Genomic DNA, 17,290 nt, shown 5'->3' with positions numbered 1-17,290 from the left:
TTCAGCAACCAGTGCTGCCAAACACGCAGACTCTTCCTCTTCCATCATATTCAATCCCCGAAACTGAACAGAACGATTTTTGAGACGATACAATCAATAAGCCTTTTGACCCAATATTAAGCGTCATATGAATAAAACAAGAGTTATCATTTATGTAACAATTGGGTAACAAGCTAAGAATTTTTCTAGGATCATGATAAAATAGGAATTGTTTACTAATTGAACGAAAATAACAGAACAGGAAAATCGGCTTGCATTTTTATAGAGAGGTGAAGAGACGTCATGTTGTTTCGAGCTATTTTCACCGCAATTTGTTTCTTATTTTTAATGAGTGGATGTTCATTGTCTCAGATCATGGCAGACCAGAGTCAAAGCGCCGATCAGCGCCACACCAAGCTTATCTTTTTTTCAGATGACGAGCATATGGAACAGGAAGTGGCTTATTATGATGCGCTTTTAGAATTAAAAAAGGAATTTCCCGCACAGGTTTCAAATATGGAAATCTTAAATAAGAAGGGAAAGTGGGAAAAAGAAGTCAACACATTTCCAAGCTTGCTGCTTGTCGATCATAAAAAAGTACTGGTCAAAATTGAAGGAAAAATAAAAGATAAAGAAAAAATCGTTAAGCTTCTCGAGAAGCAGCTAAAACAATAAAAAATCCCCCGTTTCCGGGGGATTTCAGCGTGTCGACAAACCCTCGCATTCGTTGTCAGGCCTGCGCGTCGGTGCTCACGAATTCTAACATTCGCTCCGCTCCGATGCTCGCCCTTCCTAGACTGCAAAGGTTTTTAATCACGCTGAAAGGATGACAAAACCCTAAAACTTTAAACCGTTTTAGGATTTTGTCAACAATCTGAATCCCCCGGTTTCCCGGGGGATTTTTTGATTGTTATTTTACGACGTGAACAGGCATTCCGATCGCTACTTCTGCAGCTTCCATTGTGATTTCTCCCAATGTCGGGTGAGCGTGAATTGTCATCGCAATGTCTTCAGCAGTCATTCCTGCTTCGATTGCCAAGCTCAGCTCAGAAATCATATCAGAAGCGCTTGCGCCGGCGATCTGTGCACCGATGACAAGTCCGTCTTCTTTGCGTGTCACAAGTTTAAGGAAACCATCGGTTTCATTTAATGACAGCGCGCGGCCGTTTGCTGCAAATGGGAATTTGGCAGCAGTGATTTCAAGGCCTTCCTCTTTAGCTTGTGCTTCAGTATAACCGACTGATGCAAGCTCAGGCTCAGAGAAGACAACAGCAGGAATTCCAAGATAGTCGATTTCCGCTGCTTCTCCAGCAATCGCTTCAGCAGCGATTTTGCCTTCATAAGATGCTTTATGAGCAAGCGGCGGTCCTTCGATAATATCACCGATTGCATAGAAGTTCGAAACGTTTGTACGGCATTGTTTATCTGTTTTGATGATGCCGCGGTCCGTCATTTCGACGCCGACTTGTTCAAGTCCAAGTTCATCAGTGTTTGGAACGCGTCCGACAGTGACAAGCACGTAGTCTGCATCAATGGTTTGCTCTTCACCTTTTACTTCAAAAGTGACAGTAACGCCGTCTGCTTTTTCTTCTACGCCTTTAGCCATCGCTTTAGTATGAATTTCTACGTTGCCTTTTTTCTTAAGGTTGCGTTTGACAAGAGAGCTCATTTGCTTCTCAAAGCCTGGAAGGATTTCGTCTCCGCCTTCAAGAACGACAACTTCCGTTCCAAAGTTGGCATATGCTGTGCCAAGCTCTGTTCCGATGTAGCCGCCTCCAATAACAACGAGCTTTTTAGGAATTTCTTTAAGCGCCAATGCACCAGTTGAATTCAAAACGCGGTCGCTATATTTAAAGTTTGGCAATTCAATAGGACGAGAACCAGTTGCGATAATGACATTTTTGAACGTGTAAGTTTGAGCTGAATTCTCATCCATAACGCGAACAGAATTGCTGTCTACAAAATATGCTTCACCTTTAACGATATCGACTTTGTTGCCTTTAAGAAGGCCTTCAACACCGCCAGTAAGCTTATTCACAACAGAGGCTTTCCATTCTTGAACTTTTGTAAAGTCCACTGTTACGTTCTCAGCAGTGATCCCCATATCATCAGAATGCTTTGCATTCTCATAACGGTGGCCTGCATTGATCAGCGCTTTTGAAGGAATACATCCGACATTCAGACATACGCCTCCAAGAGTTGCTTTCTCAACGATTGTTACTTTTTGTCCAAGCTGAGCGGCGCGGATGGCAGCTACATAGCCGCCAGGTCCCGCACCAATGACAAGAGTATCTGTTTCAATAGGGAAATCTCCTACTACCATTACATTACGCCTCCATTAAAATTAATTGTGGATCGTTCAGTAAACGCTTGATGTGATTTAACGCGTTTTGTGCAGTTGCTCCGTCGATCATACGGTGGTCAAAGCTTAGAGAAAGAGCTAGAACAGGTGCAGCAACAATTTCACCGTCGCGTACAATAGCTTTTTCAGCGATGCGGCCGATTCCTAGGATAGCAACCTCAGGGTGGTTGATAACCGGTGTGAACCATTGTCCGCCGGCAGAACCGATGTTTGTAATTGTGCAAGAAGCGCCTTTCATTTCAGCAGGAGCAAGCTTGCCATCGCGTGCTTTTGTCGCAAGTTCGTTAATTTCGTTTGAAATCTCAAATACAGCTTTGCGGTCCGCATTTTTCACCACCGGCACAAGCAGGCCTTTTTCAGTGTCTGCAGCAATACCGATGTTGAAGTAGTGCTTCTGAATCACTTCGTCTGTATTATCGTCGATTGATGTGTTCAGTACAGGGTACTTTTTAAGAGCTGATGTTAAAGCTTTTACTACATACGGCAAGTATGTCAGCTTAATGCCTTGGTCAGCCGCAACTTGTTTAAACTGTTTGCGGTGTGCCACAAGGTTTGTAACATCGACTTCGTCCATTAATGTAACGTGTGGAGCAGTATGTTTTGAATTCACCATAGCTTTTGCGATGGCTTTGCGGATTCCGCTCATTTTTTCGCGTGTTTCAGGGAGTTCGCCTTCCGGCACTTGAGCTGCAGCTGCCGGCTGTGCAGCAGGTGCTGCTTTTTCTTCCGCTTGTTCAGGTTGAGCTTCCACCGCAGCTCCTCCGTTTAAGAAGCTGTCGATATCTTCTTTAAGAACACGTCCGTTTTTGCCGGAACCGGCAACCTTCGCGATTTCAACGCCTTTTTCACGGGCATACTTACGAACAGAAGGCATTGCGATGACGCGTTTATTCGGATCTGCATCCTCTTGATCCTGCTGAGTTGCGCCTGTTTCTTGAGCAGGTGCTTCAGCTTCTTTTTGATCAGCTTCTTCTGTTTTAGCTTCGCTAGATTCGTCGCTTCCTTTAAACTGAAGATCTTCGTAACCTGGTGCGTCAAATGTAATGATTGTCTGCCCGACGGTTGCGACTGTTCCCTCTTCAACTTTTAATTCTAATACTTTTCCTTTAACAGGTGAAGGAATTTCTACAACAGCTTTATCGTTTTGCACCTCTGCCAAAACGTCGTCTTCGTTTACCTCGTCGTTTGGTTTGACGAACCATTTGACGATTTCGCCCTCGTGGATTCCTTCCCCGATATCCGGAAGTTTAAATTCAAATGCCACAGTTCTCGACCTCCTAAGATAATTACGTAGTTGATATAGTTCGTCAGCCTGTTTTCGGCCAACTGTCAGTTATACGGCTAAAATTCCCCGCCTGACTGTGGAAATGCATGAAGGGAAAAGGACTGATGTCATCTTTCCCCTTTTGAATAGTCGGATTTGATTAAAATTCCAATACTTTTTTTGCAGTTTCAAGCACGTCTTTATAGTTTGGAAGCCATACGCTTTCAGCTTGGGAGAACGCAAACACCGTATCAGGAGCAGTTACGCGAAGCACTGGCGCTTCAAGGCTCAGGATCGCGCGGTCATTGATTTCCGCAACGACATTCGCCGCTACTCCGGCTTGTTTTTGCGCTTCTTGGACGACGATTGCGCGTCCTGTTTTTTCAACAGATGCGATGATCGTGTCAATATCAAGCGGGCTTACTGTGCGAAGGTCAACAACCTCGGCAGATACGCCTTCTTTTTCAAGCTCTTCTGCTGCTTTTAATGATTCGTGCACCATTGCTCCGTATGTGATGATGGAAAGATCTGTTCCTTCGCGCTTCACATCGGCTTTGCCAATTTCAATTGTATATTCCTCTTCAGGAACTTCCTGACGGAATGAACGGTAAAGCTTCATGTGCTCAAGGAAGACAACCGGATCATTATCGCGGATCGCGGAAATCAAAAGTCCTTTTGCATCATATGGAGTTGAAGGAATGACGACTTTAAGTCCAGGCTGCTGTGCAACAAGTCCTTCAAGGCTGTCCGCATGAAGCTCAGGTGTGTGAACACCGCCGCCGAACGGAGAACGGATTGTAACAGGAGAAGTCCAGCGGCCGCCGGAACGGTAGCGCATCCGCGCCATTTGGCCGGAAACCGAATCCATAACTTCATATACGAATCCGAAAAATTGAATTTCCATTACCGGACGGAAACCTTGTAAGCCCATACCGAGTGCAAGACCGCCGATACCAGATTCAGCAAGAGGAGTGTCAAATACGCGATCCTCACCAAACTCTTTTTGCAATCCTTCAGTCGCACGGAACACACCGCCGTTAACACCGACGTCTTCTCCGAAAACTAAGACATTTTCGTCATTTTTCAGTTCTGTGCGTAACGCATCAGTGATTGCTTGAATCATTGTCATTTGCGCCATGGCTTACTTCGACTCCTTCTCTTTATAAATTTCCTTTTGTTCTGCAAGGTTGTAAGGAAGCTCTTCATACATGATGTCGATCAGGTCGGTCACTTTTTGCTTCGGCTCTTCGTCTGCTTTTTTGATCGCCTGTTTGATCTCTTCTTTCGCTTCTTCAATTACCTTGTTTTCGTCTTCTTCAGACCATAAACCTTTGTTTTCCAAGAACTTGCGGAAACGTACAAGCGGATCTTTCTGCTCCCACTCATTCTCGATTTCTTTCGTGCGGTATTTCGTCGGATCATCCCCCGCCATTGTATGAGGTCCGTAGCGGAAGCAAAGCGTTTCGATCAGTGTTGGACCCTCACCGCTGACAGCGCGCTCACGTGCTTCACGTGTTGCGGCGTATACAGCAAGCGCATCCATTCCGTCTACTTGAACGCCGGCGATGCCTGCAGCTGCAGCTTTTTGAGCAATAGTCTGAGCTGCTGATTGTTTTTCAACAGGTGTAGAGATCGCATAACGGTTGTTTTGAACAACGAAGATCGCCGGAGCTTTATAAGCACCCGCAAAGTTGATTCCTTCGTAGAAATCCCCTTGGGAAGCGCCTCCGTCACCTGTATAAGTGATGGCTACAGCCTGTTTGCCGCGTTTTTTCAGACCAAGTGCCACACCGGCTGTCTGAATGTACTGCGCACCGATGATGATTTGTGGTGAAAGCGCATTAACATCTTCCGGCATTTGATTTCCCCGGAAATGTCCGCGTGAGAACAAGAATGCCTGATAAAGCGGAAGTCCGTGCCAGATCAGCTGCGGAACATCACGGTAGCCTGGAAGAACAAAGTCTTCTTTCTCAAGCGCAAAATGCGTAGCAATCTGCGAAGCTTCCTGACCGGCAGTCGGCGCATAGAATCCGAGACGGCCTTGTCTGTTTAAAGAAATAGAACGCTGATCTAAGATACGCGTATACACCATGCGGCGCATTAATTCTTTTAATTGATCGTCTGATAAATCCGGCATTGCCGCTTCATTAACGACTTCGCCTTTTTCATTCAAAATTTGAAACGTTTCGAACTGCTTTTTAATGGCATCAAATTGCTTTTTACTATCAACGATTGCTTTTTTCGTTTTTGCAGCCATATTAAAGTCACCTCTTCCTTTCTTTTGACAGTCATAGACGTGTATCCCTTTATACATACAAAATTAGGGTGTCCTAAATTGACGGGCGCAACTCATATTTATTTCATATTAGCCGCTTTGGTTGTTGTCGAAACTTTTATGTAAGGACAGCACACCGCATTCTAAAACTGTATCATTTATCATTTGCAACAAACTAATACAACAAGTTCCACCAAGGCTAAGTTTACACCAGTGAATCATACTCGTCAATTGATTTCATTCCTGAATTTCAATAAATGTATTCGCTTTATTAAATTCCCGTTTTAACGGTGTTCAGCGAATTTCAAAACTGTTATAGTATAGATGAAAATCTGTATTACAATAACCATACAGATTTTGTCGAAAAAAAGAGAGCCGAATATCAGCTCTCCTTCACATCAAACCCAGCCGCCTTGTAAAACTCTTTTCTGGCTTTGTTATAATTTTTTGTATAAGCATTAAAATCATTGCTTTGCTTCAGCACTTTATCATATGATTGGTTAATTTTCTTCAGCTGCCCTTCCAGTTCTTTCAGTTCAAGGTCTTTATTCTGGAGGAGCTTGTACAATTCTTTGTCAAGGCCGATTGCGTTCTCATATGAGGTATAAAGGGCGCCGTATGCCTCATAGCGCTTCTCCATATAAGAAGCCGCGTGTTCCGCTTTCTTCCTGACCTCATGATCATCAATCTTTTCAGCAGAAGCTTTGTTTGCTTCAAATTCGCTCTTTGCCTCATCTATGCTTTCTTTTTCCGATTTCAAATGCTCTTCTCGTTTGTCTGCAGTCTTCAGCGCTTGATTAGACAGTTTGACGATCTCATCCAAATCATCCATATTCAGCTTGATCATCTCATCATACAGCTTAGATTCGGTTTTCTCTAAGTTTTTCAGAGACGCCTGTTCCTTTTTGAAGGGCTTTTCCAATTCCACAATCTTTTCCAGGGAGCCGTGCAGCGACTCAACCGGATCTTTCCAAAGGCAGCCCGTCAATAAAAGTGACGCTGTACAACAGACAGCGAGAGCAGCCAGCATACGCATTTTTGAAGATTTCACTCTGAATTTCCCCCAATCTTGACAAATTCCACTATAAAGTCTATTCGTTTGTTTGACAACAAAAAGGATGTGCTTTTGGACATGCTGTTACCAGATCGGTATGTATTGGCCAGCTGCTTTAGAACAAAATCATTTCTGGGAAATTTCATTGAAGTTGGGCATTCGACTATACAACCTTCCTACTTTTACATATTTTATATTAGACGCTATGCCTACCAAAGAAAAAGGCTTTGCGTAAAATTACGGAGGAGGTCTTCATATGTACGGTTATTGCTGCTCTGGATACGGGTACGGCGGCTATGGATCTGGTGGTTATGGCCACGGCCGCACTTTCGCTTTGATCGTGGTTCTCTTTATATTGCTGATTATTGTAGGTGCCGCTTATTTAGGCTGCTAGATCTAAAACATGACCAGCCGTCTCAAGGCTGGTCGTTTATTATGCACGGACATTGCAAGGCGGGCAGGACATCCGCTATACTTTACATATTAATCAATGGGAGTGAAGATGTTGATCACCATGGAAAACATTGTCCGCGACGGTCATCCCGCTTTAAGAACCGTCGCCGAAGAAGTTCAATTGCCAGCTAACGAAACGGAAATCAAGCAGCTGACTGAAATGATCGAATTCGTCAAAAACAGTCAGGACCCTGAAATCGCGCAAAAATACAACCTTCGTCCTGGGGTCGGCCTGGCCGCGCCGCAAATTAATGTCAATAAAAGAATGATAGCCGTTCATGCAGAAAGCGAAGACGGCACATTATACAGCTACGCGCTTTTTAATCCGAGGATTGTCAGCCACTCCGTCCAGAAAAGCTATTTGACCAGCGGTGAGGGCTGCCTGTCTGTCGATGAGCCGATCCCCGGTTATGTTCCGCGGTATGCACGGATCAGAGTAAAAGGCACAACGCTAGAAGGCGAGGATATCGACATCCGCTTAAAAGGATTCCCCGCGATCGTATTCCAGCATGAAATCGATCACTTGAACGGAAAGATGTTCTATGACCACATCAACAAAGAAAACCCGCTGAAAGAGCCTGAAAACGCAATTCCTGTCGGCAGATAGCAAAAAAAAAAACGGATCATGTTTTGATCCGCTTTTTTGATTATTTTAAAAGCCCAAGTGTTTCAACCGCATACGCAATTCCATCTTCATCAACAGGCTTAGTGACAAAGTCGGCTGTTTTTTTCAGCTCGGGCACAGCATTGCCCATCGCCACTCCAGTTCCCGCAAACTCGATCATTTGCAGGTCGTTCAAACCGTCTCCAAACGCGTAGGTATCCTCTCTTTTAAACGGAAGCTTTTCGATGACTTTTTTGATCCCTTCCGCTTTTGAACCGCCGGCCGGCAGAATATCTGTCGAGCGCTCATGCCAGCGGACGAGGTCAAATTCTTTAAATCGGCTGTACTGTTTTTCATCGTTTTCGCCGCAGAACAACAGAACCTGGAATATGTCTCTGCCCTTGTGATAAGAACGATCCTGCTTTGGATGCTCGACTTTCAAGCTGCCGACCCCTTCATGAATAAACGGGTGGTCGGCGGCTGAAGAGCGCATCCCCTCTTCTCCCATGAAGACGATGGGATGGCCGCAGCTGTCTGAATGCTCGAGCAAAGCTTCCAGGGAATGTTCAGAAAGAGGATTTTTATAGATGACCTCTCCTTCAAATACGACATATTGTCCGTTATATGAGACAAAAGAATGAATGCCCAGCTCTTCAAGAACCGGACTGACCATAAACGGAGCACGTCCGGATGCGATGAAGACATGGTGGCCGTGCGCTTTCAAATCAGAAATGGCCTGTTTCGCGCTCGCGGGGATCTGTTTATCATGATCGTAAATGGTTCCGTCAATATCAAAGAAAAGCAGTTTTTTATCCATGATTGTGAATCCTTCTCCCTTAGTTCGTATGATTTATAGTTCTCCTGTTCCATCATACAAAAACTGCGGCATTCAGAAAACCTTTACATCTTAAAATCAAAACAAAATTCACATGCCAATAATATCCATGTAACAATAGACAAATTCATCATATAATAGAACTAAGATATAAGGCCGCCACGGGACAAGTCAGAGAAGGGAGGAATCGAAATGCTTCGCCGTCTGCGAAAAAAACTAAAAAAACAGCTTAATGGCATGATGCGCAGAAAATCGATTGCCTAAAAGGACCTTCACACTTATGGAAGGGTCCTTTTTTTCTCAACACTTTTCTTATGAAGCAATTTCGCATATAATAGAAAGATGAGTCTAACAATCGGCAGTTAAGGAGAGATTTGGATGATTTATAAGGTATTTTTTCAAGCAAGCACTGACGAAGTACCTGTTCGTGAAAAGACAGATTCAACTTTTGTGGAAGCTCAATCTGAACGTGAAGTCAGATCTAAATTAAAAAAGTACAATTACAACATTGAGTTTATACAGCGAGTTGAAGGCGCTTTTTTAGATTATGAAAAGCAAAGCGAAAATTTTAAAGTATTGGAGTTATGAGTGAATGAAATTTGTTAAAAATGATCAAACGGCTGTATTTGCCCTCGGAGGACTGGGGGAAATCGGCAAAAATACGTACGGTGTTCAATTTCAGGACGAGATCGTGCTTATCGATGCCGGTATTAAGTTTCCGGAGGACGAGCTTCTCGGAATCGATTATGTCATCCCTGATTACACGTATTTAGTCAAAAATGAAGAAAAGATCAAAGGTCTTTTTATCACGCACGGACATGAGGACCACATCGGAGGCATCCCATACCTGCTGAAACAAGTGAACATTCCGGTTTACGGCGGACACCTTGCGATCGGCCTCCTAAGAAAAAAACTTGAAGAACACGGCCTGCTGCGCCAGACAAAACTTCATATTATAGAAGAAGACGACATTGTCAAATTCAGAAAAACGTCGGTTTCCTTCTTCAGGACGACCCACAGCATTCCGGACTCATACGGAGTTGTCGTCAAAACGCCGCAAGGAAACATCGTACATACCGGTGACTTTAAATTCGATTTTACTCCGGTAGGCGAACCAGCCAACTTGACCAAGATGGCTGAAATCGGAAAAGAAGGCGTTCTCTGCCTGCTTTCCGACAGCACAAACAGTGAAATTCCCGATTTCACCATGTCAGAACGCAAAGTCGGAGAAAGCATTGAAGATATTTTCCGCAAAGTCGAAGGCCGGATCATCTTCGCTACCTTCGCATCAAACATCCACCGTCTTCAGCAGGTGATAGAAGCAGCAGTGGCAAACAACAGAAAGGTTGCCGTTTTTGGGCGAAGCATGGAATCCGCCATTGAAATCGGACAAACGCTTGGTTATATTAAATGCCCGAAAAATACTTTCATTGAAGGAAATGAAATCAACAGGATTCCTGCGGGCAAGGTGACGATCCTCTGTACGGGAAGCCAGGGTGAACCGATGGCCGCGCTTTCCCGGATCGCAAACGGCACACACCGGCAAATTTCGATCAACCCGGGCGATACAGTCGTCTTTTCATCATCACCGATCCCGGGCAATACGATCAGCGTCAGCCGCACGATCAACCAGCTTTACCGGGCGGGGGCAGATGTCATCCACGGAGCCGTGACTAACATTCATACGTCTGGACACGGCGGCCAGGAAGAGCAAAAATTGATGCTTCGATTGATCAAGCCGAAATTCTTCATGCCGATTCACGGTGAATACAGAATGCAAAAAATGCATGTGAAACTAGCGACAGACTGCGGCATTCCTGAGGAAAACTGCTTTATCATGGATAACGGAGAAGTGCTTGCTTTAACAAGCGATGAAGCATCGATCGCAGGGAAAATCCCGTCCGGCAATGTTTATATTGACGGAAGCGGCATCGGCGATATAGGCAACATCGTGCTCCGCGACCGCCGCATCCTTTCTGAAGAAGGACTTGTCATTGTCGTTGTCAGCATCAATATGAAAGAATACAAAGTGTCCGCCGGTCCAGATTTGATTTCAAGAGGATTTGTCTACATGAGGGAATCCGGCGACTTGATTAATGACGCACAAGATCTGATTGCAGGACATCTTGAAAAAGTAATGGAGCGCAAAACGACGCAGTGGTCTGAAATCAAAAATGAAATCACGGATACGCTCGCACCTTTTCTCTATGAAAAGACAAAGCGCCGTCCAATGATACTCCCTATCATTATGGAAGTATAATGAATTTAAAAACGGATACACCTTTTGGTGTATCCGTTTCAGATTGTTGACAAAATCCTAAAACGGTTTAAAGTTTTAGGATTTTGTCATCTTTTCAGCTGCTGCATTCCACGTCACATCTTCTAGCTTCGGTGCGCGCGGACGTCCTTCTCCATGTTCCGTGCAAGTCCGTTCCCACACTTCAAGCTAAGCTTCGTTTATTTACTAGTAAATGCTATATTATCGATTTGTCACCATCTTTTTTTCACGGTTGAATCGGGATATGTTTAAAAGCTTTGACATCGAACAGGCCTTCGGTTGTCATCTTCATATCCGGGATGACTGGAAGTGCAAGAAATGAAAGGGTTAAAAAAGGATTAAAATCCCCTGAAAAGCCGATTTGTTTCAAAGTATGGTGAAGGGATATCAAACTTTCATTCACTTCGTGCAGCGGTTTGTCGGATAAAAGTCCGGCTATAGGCAATGGAACAGATTGAAGTGCTTCCCCCCCTTTGGCGACGGTGAGCCCTCCGCCGATTTCCCCGAGACGCTCGATCGCTGCTAACAGATCCTGATCATTTGTCCCGACGGCGATCAAATTGTGGGAATCATGAGAAATGGTTGTTGCAATCGCGCCTTCTTTGAACCCAAATCCCTTTACAATTCCAAGACCGATTTCCTTTATGCCTCGGTGGCGTTCAATCACTGCGATTTTCAACAGATCGCTCTCTGTATCAGTTTGAAAAAACGGCTCATCTTTTGGCTTGGACAAAAAAAGCCTTGTCTCAAGCTGATTGGGAATGATTTCGATGACCCGCACGTCTTTGTCTTGAACGATCGGAATCTGAAGGTCATCTGCGTCTAACTCCGGGAGATGTACAGATTGAAGCAAGCCGGCTTCAGGATTGCAGCCGGTTGTGTCCGCTTCTCTTGTTTCACTGTATATCACACCATTGATCATCGTCCGCGCAATTTGTACATCCCTCAAGTCGCTGACAAAAAGCAGATCTGCATCATAGCCAGGGGCAACAGCTCCCTTTGTTGTTAAACCGTAGCATTCAGCTGCATTCAGGCTGCCCATCTGATAAGCAAGAAATGGATCGAGGCCGGATTGAATGGCCAGTTTTACCTGATGGTTAATGCTCCCTTCATCAATCAGTTCATCCAAATGTTTATCATCTGTACAAAAAAAGAAACGTCTTACATTTTTCTCATTGACCGCAGGCAAAACCTGGCGGACATTCTTTGCGACAGACCCCTCTCTCAGCATGACATACATCCCCCTTCTGACTCTTTCAAGCGCTTCGTCAGGGGTTGTAACCTCATGATCCGTCAGGACGCCTGCCGCCCTGTAGACGTTGACAAATTTAGCTGACAGGCCTGCCAGGTGTCCGTCTATCCGCTTGCCGGCAGCATGGGCATCCATCAGCTTTTGCGTCATGTCCGCTTCACCCGCTTCCACGGCAACGTAATCCATCACTTCGGCAAGACCGAGCACATCTTCACGGCTGTAAAAAGGGTTTAATTCTTCGGCCCGGAGAACCGCACCCGATTTTTCAAACGCTGCCGCAGGCACGCACGAAGGGAGCATGAAATGAATGTTCAGCTTGGCATGCCGAGCCTGTTCCATCATAAATATCAGACCTTTTACACCTGAGACATTCGCGATTTCATGAGGGTCTGTAATAACGGTTGTCACCCCATGAGGAATTACCGCTTTGGCAAATTCCGACGGCGGCACCATTGAAGACTCAATATGAACATGGCCGTCAATAAAACCGGGAACAATCATTTGTCCCTGGGCATCAATGATGTTCTCCCCTTCATAATCGCCTAAACCGACAATGACTCCGTTTGCAATGGCAATGTCCGTCTCTAACCATTCCTGATTAAAAACATCCATGATTTTTCCGTGTTTGATAACAGTATCAGCTTTTTGGCGATGGGCAGCAGCGCCTAGCCGGTGAATGAACATCTCTTTGTCCAAAGGTAGATAACCCCTCTCTGTTTTTATATGTATATGGTTCAATATCGTAGCCGAATCGATTCAAACAGTCAATGAAAAGATGAAAAAACCGTAAGCGAGAAACGCTTACGGCTGGTTCTGCCATCATCCATGCTGAAACACCTTTTTTTCAAATCTTTCAATGTCCGGGTTTGATCCGATGACGATCAATATATCCTCTTTTTGAATCTCCTCTGTAGCGAGCGGAGAAACGATCACTTCTTTTCCGCGTTTAATCGCTACGATATTAATTCCATATCTGGCCCGAATATCAAGGTCAAGCAGCGTATTTCCGGCTAATTTGCCGTTTGCTGCGATCTCTACAAGACTGTGTTCATCTGACAGTTCGAGATAATCTAGCACATTGTTGGATACGATATTATGGGCGATTCGTTTACCCATTTCACGCTCCGGATGAACGATCCGGTCGGCTCCGATTTTGGATAAAACCTTTTCATGGTAGTCATTTTGGGCTTTCACCGTAATCATTTTAACGCCGAGCTCTTTCAAAATTAACGTTGTCAGAATGCTCGCCTGAATATTCTCTCCGATTGCCACAATGACATGATCAAAATTGCGCAGTCCCAGATTTTTAAGCACTGATTCGTCTGTTGTATCTCCAATTACAGCATGTGAAGCGATTTTGGCGTATTCGTTCACCCGGTCCTCATCCATATCGATCGCCATCACCTCAAGGCCCTCTTCACTTAATGCCTTGCAAATGCTGCCGCCGAACCGGCCGAGCCCAATTACTGCAAATTCTTTTTTCATCGGTTATTCCTCCATGGGTCAATCTTTAACAAATTCTATCATATGAAATGAAATTTTTCCTCTTTTATTTTAGGTAGCGTGACTGCAATATGTCTTTTGAACATTCCGGTTGTCAAACGGTGCATCTTCATCAATCGGCAGCAGAATGTGGAAAGTGCTCCCTTCTCCCAATGTGCTGTCGATCTTCATTTCCCCATTATGGGCGCCGATGATATTCAAGCAAATCGTCAGCCCAAGACCTGTTCCTTCCTCTTTCGTTGAAAAGAAAGGCTCGCCAAGCTTTGCCAAATCGGCTTGTGAAATGCCTCCGCCCTCATCTTTGATGCTGACTTTGACATATTCGCCCTCCTGTTCTGAGGAAATGGTGATCTTTCCTCCATCAGGCATTGCTTCAATCCCGTTTTTTATTAAATTGATAAATACTTGTTTAATTTGATTTTCATCACCGTTTATTTCCCATTCTTTCCCGTTTTGAAACGATTTTTCGATTTCAATATGGGAAAGAACGGCATTTGTTTCCAGAAGCGTCGCAACCTGCTGAAGAACTGAATTGATTTTGATTTTTTTAAATTGAACCTGATGAGGTTTAGCCAGTACAAGCAGTTCTCCGAGCACTGAATCGATTCTTTTGATTTCAGAGAAGATAATATCAAAGTACTCGGTTCTGTCGGGATACTCCGTTTTCATGAGTTGTAAAAAGCCATTTACAGAGGTCAGCGGATTTCTTACCTCATGAGCGATGCCGGCCGCAAGCTGGCCTGCCATTGCAAGCTTTTGAGACTGCATGGCGAGCCGCTGATTTGATTTAAACAGCTCCATTTCCGCATTTTTTCGCTCTGTGACATCCGTCAGCGTCCCTAAGCTTCCCGTAAATTGACCATTTGTATAATATAGTTTATAGTGAACTTCGCCCCAAAACTTGCTTCCGTCTTTACGATGATATAAAACTTCAATTCTTCCTTCACACTCTTTATTCTTCAGCTGAGCAATCAGGTGATTTGAAATGCGTTCTTCATGGTCAAAGTAGTCGTTATACATCTTTCCGAGGCTTGTCTCGACACTGTAGCCTGTCAGGGTGGTCCACGCCTGGTTCAAAAAGGTGATCATGCCTTTCCGGTCGGTCTGAAAGACGATTTCCTGCAGGTTATCCATGATACGGTTGGTTTCTACTGAAAGCTCTTTATATTTTTTCTCGCTTTCCTTCAGCTTATAGACAAGCTGATTAGACTCATCGATGTAAAGCGTGAGCCACCATACGCTGATCAATGTCACCAGTGTAAACAGCAAATCAACCGTCCAGTTGATTTTATTTCCCAATACTCCGTAAAATAAATAATTCCAAAACATAATAAAAGTCATTGCCAGTACGGTCGCAATGATCCGTGCTTGATATCTTTTCATGCCCCCACCTGCCACTTCTATTTCTCAGTCAATTGTAACATTCTTTACACCATCTTTGAGAGGATTGTTCGAAGTATTTATCGTCTCTAATGCCGAATCTTTCAGTGACGGGCAGTTTTTGTCTTTTATTGGGCATGTTTTCGAAAACCGATCAAAAAAGAGCCCTTCCGTAAGAAAGGGCGGGCAATAGCTATGCTTTCGCCTGATACAGCGCGTTTTTAATTTCCTCTAAAAGCATTTCTGCTCCCTCAGGACTCAGCGTAATATTTCCGTTTCCGTATTCACGGTTTTCAGACGTGATCTCGCCTGTCATAAAACAGACACCGTGCGGTTTATATTTTTTCAGAACAATTTTATCCTGGTCGACAAAAAATTCAATACTGTCCTTGATCGATATATCCAATGCCCTTCTTAATTCAATCGGCATCACGATGCGTCCGAGTTCGTCCACTTTTCTTACTACTCCTATTGCTTTCAAAACTTTCGCCTACTTCCTCTTTTGTTTCTATTTTTCTAAGATATTGTCTTAGCATAACGATAGACGTACAAAAAGCAAAAAAGGTTTCCCTGTTTTGGCTATATCTTCAGCAAAAAATTCAAGTCATAAAAATGAAATAATTTTCTCATCATGTAAATATGAGGTCATCATTTTACAGGTTGTTTTCAAAACCGTCACAAACCCCCATAAATCGATGATTCCTTTAGAAAATTTAAATGAAATTCTTTTTTTCAGCACGAAGAAAAAACATTTCGTTTTTCGGAAAAAATTTTAAATAGAGATTGGGTGAAAACATGTTTCAAACAACCGAGATCGGAATTGATCTAGGAACAGCAAACATATTGGTTTACAGCAAAAACAAAGGAATCATTTTAAACGAGCCTTCAGTTGTGGCCGTGGATACGGAAACAAAAAACGTTTTGGCGGTCGGCACAGAAGCTAAAAACATGATCGGAAAGACGCCGGGTAAAATTGTTGCGGTGCGGCCGATGAAAGACGGAGTCATCGCCGATTATGACATGACGACAGACCTTTTAAAGCAGATTATGAAAAAAGCCGGAAAAAACATCGGTTTTACGTTCAGAAAGCCGAGTGTTGTGGTTTGTACGCCGTCCGGTTCCACCGCTGTCGAAAGGCGGGCTATCAGCGATGCCGTCAAAAACTGCGGGGCCAAACAAGTGCATTTGATTGAAGAGCCTGTTGCCGCTGCGATCGGCGCCGACCTGCCTGTCGATGAACCTGTCGCAAATGTCGTCGTCGATATCGGCGGCGGGACGACAGAAGTGGCCATTATTTCTTTCGGAGGCGTGGTGTCCTGCCATTCCATCCGAATCGGCGGCGACCAGCTTGATGAAGACATCGTATCTTTTGTAAGAAAAAAATACAATCTGCTGATCGGAGAACGGACCGCAGAAGAAGTCAAAATTGGGATCGGCTACGCTTTGATTGAGCACGAAACGAAAACGATGGAAGTCAGAGGCCGCGATCTTGTCACAGGCCTGCCTAAAACGATTACCCTTGAATCAAACGAAATCCAGGCGGCCATGCGCGAATCGCTTCTTCATATCATCGAAGCGATCAGAGCGACGCTGGAGGACTGCCCTCCTGAACTGAGCGGGGACATTGTCGACCGCGGCGTGATCTTAACGGGCGGCGGCGCTCTCTTGAACGGCATTAAAGAATGGCTTTCACAAGAAATCGTCGTTCCCGTGCATGTCGCTGCAAATCCGCTCGAATCTGTCGCAATCGGAACGGGGCGTTCCCTTGAAGTGATTGATAAACTGCAAAAAGCCGCTAAATAATTTCGTTTTTCACGTCTTTTTGGCTTGCTTCCTTCATATCGTGAGAAAGGGATAAACGATAAGGAGGAAGAACATGCTCAGAGATTTGGGAAGACGAGTGGCCATTACCGCCATTTTAAGCGGCATCATCCTCGGGGGGATGAGCGTATCGCTCAGCAATATGCCAAGCACCCCCCCTGATCAAACGGCCAAAATAAACCGTTAAAACAAATCGCAGCCAAAGGCTGCGTCTTTTTTTCTTTTCAAGC

General features: G+C 44.5%; 17 protein-coding genes. 7 read left to right on the top strand and 10 right to left on the bottom strand.

What is annotated here, in order from left to right; translation table 11 throughout:
* Positions 1 to 342 precede the first annotated feature (342 nt).
* Positions 343 to 654, top strand: a complete 312-nt coding sequence (locus RBH91_RS08795) for a hypothetical protein (RefSeq protein ID WP_307894239.1) — start codon at positions 343 to 345, stop codon at positions 652 to 654.
* A 235-nt stretch (positions 655 to 889) separates the two neighbouring features.
* On the opposite strand, the gene lpdA is transcribed toward RBH91_RS08795, so the two are convergent.
* The 5 genes from lpdA to RBH91_RS08770 all read right to left on the bottom strand — a co-directional run bounded on the left by lpdA (position 890) and on the right by RBH91_RS08770 (position 6,931).
* Positions 890 to 2,302 (bottom strand): dihydrolipoyl dehydrogenase, encoded by a 1,413-nt coding sequence (gene lpdA / locus RBH91_RS08790; protein ID WP_307894238.1) that lies wholly within the window; start codon positions 2,300 to 2,302, stop codon positions 890 to 892.
* A 4-nt stretch (positions 2,303 to 2,306) separates the two neighbouring features.
* The gene (locus RBH91_RS08785; protein ID WP_307894237.1) at positions 2,307 to 3,605 is read right to left on the bottom strand and encodes a dihydrolipoamide acetyltransferase family protein; all 1,299 of its coding nucleotides are present in this window, start codon (positions 3,603 to 3,605) and stop codon (positions 2,307 to 2,309) included.
* A gap of 160 nt (positions 3,606 to 3,765) precedes the next feature.
* Positions 3,766 to 4,743 (bottom strand): pyruvate dehydrogenase complex E1 component subunit beta, encoded by a 978-nt coding sequence (pdhB, locus tag RBH91_RS08780; RefSeq protein ID WP_307894236.1) that lies wholly within the window; start codon positions 4,741 to 4,743, stop codon positions 3,766 to 3,768.
* A 3-nt stretch (positions 4,744 to 4,746) separates the two neighbouring features.
* Positions 4,747 to 5,862, bottom strand: a complete 1,116-nt coding sequence (pdhA, locus tag RBH91_RS08775) for a pyruvate dehydrogenase (acetyl-transferring) E1 component subunit alpha (protein ID WP_076763854.1) — start codon at positions 5,860 to 5,862, stop codon at positions 4,747 to 4,749.
* Between the two features lie 400 nt (positions 5,863 to 6,262).
* Complete coding sequence (locus RBH91_RS08770) at positions 6,263 to 6,931, bottom strand: YkyA family protein (RefSeq protein ID WP_076763970.1); 669 nt, start codon at positions 6,929 to 6,931, stop codon at positions 6,263 to 6,265.
* A gap of 259 nt (positions 6,932 to 7,190) precedes the next feature.
* On the opposite strand from RBH91_RS08770, the gene RBH91_RS08765 reads away from it, so the two are divergent.
* Both RBH91_RS08765 and def read left to right on the top strand, forming a co-directional pair.
* The gene (locus RBH91_RS08765; RefSeq protein ID WP_076763968.1) at positions 7,191 to 7,328 is read left to right on the top strand and encodes a YjcZ family sporulation protein; all 138 of its coding nucleotides are present in this window, start codon (positions 7,191 to 7,193) and stop codon (positions 7,326 to 7,328) included.
* A 111-nt stretch (positions 7,329 to 7,439) separates the two neighbouring features.
* Positions 7,440 to 7,994, top strand: coding sequence for a peptide deformylase (gene def / locus RBH91_RS08760; RefSeq protein ID WP_148955750.1), 555 nt, complete (start codon positions 7,440 to 7,442; stop codon positions 7,992 to 7,994).
* A 40-nt stretch (positions 7,995 to 8,034) separates the two neighbouring features.
* On the opposite strand, the gene RBH91_RS08755 is transcribed toward def, so the two are convergent.
* Positions 8,035 to 8,808 carry a Cof-type HAD-IIB family hydrolase gene (locus RBH91_RS08755; RefSeq protein ID WP_307894234.1) on the bottom strand — a complete coding sequence of 258 codons (774 nt, stop codon included), beginning with the start codon at positions 8,806 to 8,808 and terminating at the stop codon, positions 8,035 to 8,037.
* A gap of 396 nt (positions 8,809 to 9,204) precedes the next feature.
* On the opposite strand from RBH91_RS08755, the gene RBH91_RS08750 reads away from it, so the two are divergent.
* Together RBH91_RS08750 and rnjA are read left to right on the top strand one after the other, a co-directional pair.
* Entirely contained in the window at positions 9,205 to 9,414 is a 210-nt protein-coding gene (locus tag RBH91_RS08750; protein WP_307894231.1) for a DNA-dependent RNA polymerase subunit epsilon, read from the top strand.
* 4 nt (positions 9,415 to 9,418) lie between these two features.
* Positions 9,419 to 11,086 (top strand): ribonuclease J1, encoded by a 1,668-nt coding sequence (rnjA, locus tag RBH91_RS08745; RefSeq protein ID WP_307894229.1) that lies wholly within the window; start codon positions 9,419 to 9,421, stop codon positions 11,084 to 11,086.
* 244 nt (positions 11,087 to 11,330) lie between these two features.
* Here the strand turns inward: rnjA and ade are convergent, their stop codons facing one another.
* The 4 genes from ade to RBH91_RS08725 form a co-directional block, all read right to left on the bottom strand.
* Positions 11,331 to 13,052: an adenine deaminase gene (ade, locus tag RBH91_RS08740; RefSeq protein ID WP_307894228.1), complete on the bottom strand. Its 1,722-nt coding sequence runs from the start codon at positions 13,050 to 13,052 to the stop codon at positions 11,331 to 11,333.
* 123 nt (positions 13,053 to 13,175) lie between these two features.
* On the bottom strand, positions 13,176 to 13,841 hold the full coding sequence (locus RBH91_RS08735) for a potassium channel family protein (RefSeq protein ID WP_076764187.1): 666 nt from the start codon (positions 13,839 to 13,841) through the stop codon (positions 13,176 to 13,178).
* A gap of 69 nt (positions 13,842 to 13,910) precedes the next feature.
* Positions 13,911 to 15,242 (bottom strand): ATP-binding protein, encoded by a 1,332-nt coding sequence (locus RBH91_RS08730; protein ID WP_307894226.1) that lies wholly within the window; start codon positions 15,240 to 15,242, stop codon positions 13,911 to 13,913.
* Positions 15,243 to 15,432: 190 nt separating this feature from the next.
* Positions 15,433 to 15,720 carry a transcriptional regulator AbhA gene (locus RBH91_RS08725; protein ID WP_307894225.1) on the bottom strand — a complete coding sequence of 96 codons (288 nt, stop codon included), beginning with the start codon at positions 15,718 to 15,720 and terminating at the stop codon, positions 15,433 to 15,435.
* Positions 15,721 to 16,034: 314 nt separating this feature from the next.
* On the opposite strand from RBH91_RS08725, the gene mreBH reads away from it, so the two are divergent.
* Positions 16,035 to 17,042, top strand: coding sequence for a rod-share determining protein MreBH (mreBH, locus tag RBH91_RS08720; RefSeq protein WP_076764179.1), 1,008 nt, complete (start codon positions 16,035 to 16,037; stop codon positions 17,040 to 17,042).
* Positions 17,043 to 17,115: 73 nt separating this feature from the next.
* Positions 17,116 to 17,247 (top strand): protein YkpC, encoded by a 132-nt coding sequence (locus RBH91_RS08715; protein ID WP_307894223.1) that lies wholly within the window; start codon positions 17,116 to 17,118, stop codon positions 17,245 to 17,247.
* The last annotated feature ends 43 nt before the right edge of the window (positions 17,248 to 17,290 follow it).

Source organism: Bacillus swezeyi, from assembly GCF_030908325.1.
Taxonomy (GTDB): domain Bacteria; phylum Bacillota; class Bacilli; order Bacillales; family Bacillaceae; genus Bacillus; species Bacillus swezeyi.
The sequence above is the reverse complement of the archived record's forward strand: the minus strand, read 5'-3'. Positions and strand labels throughout refer to the sequence as shown.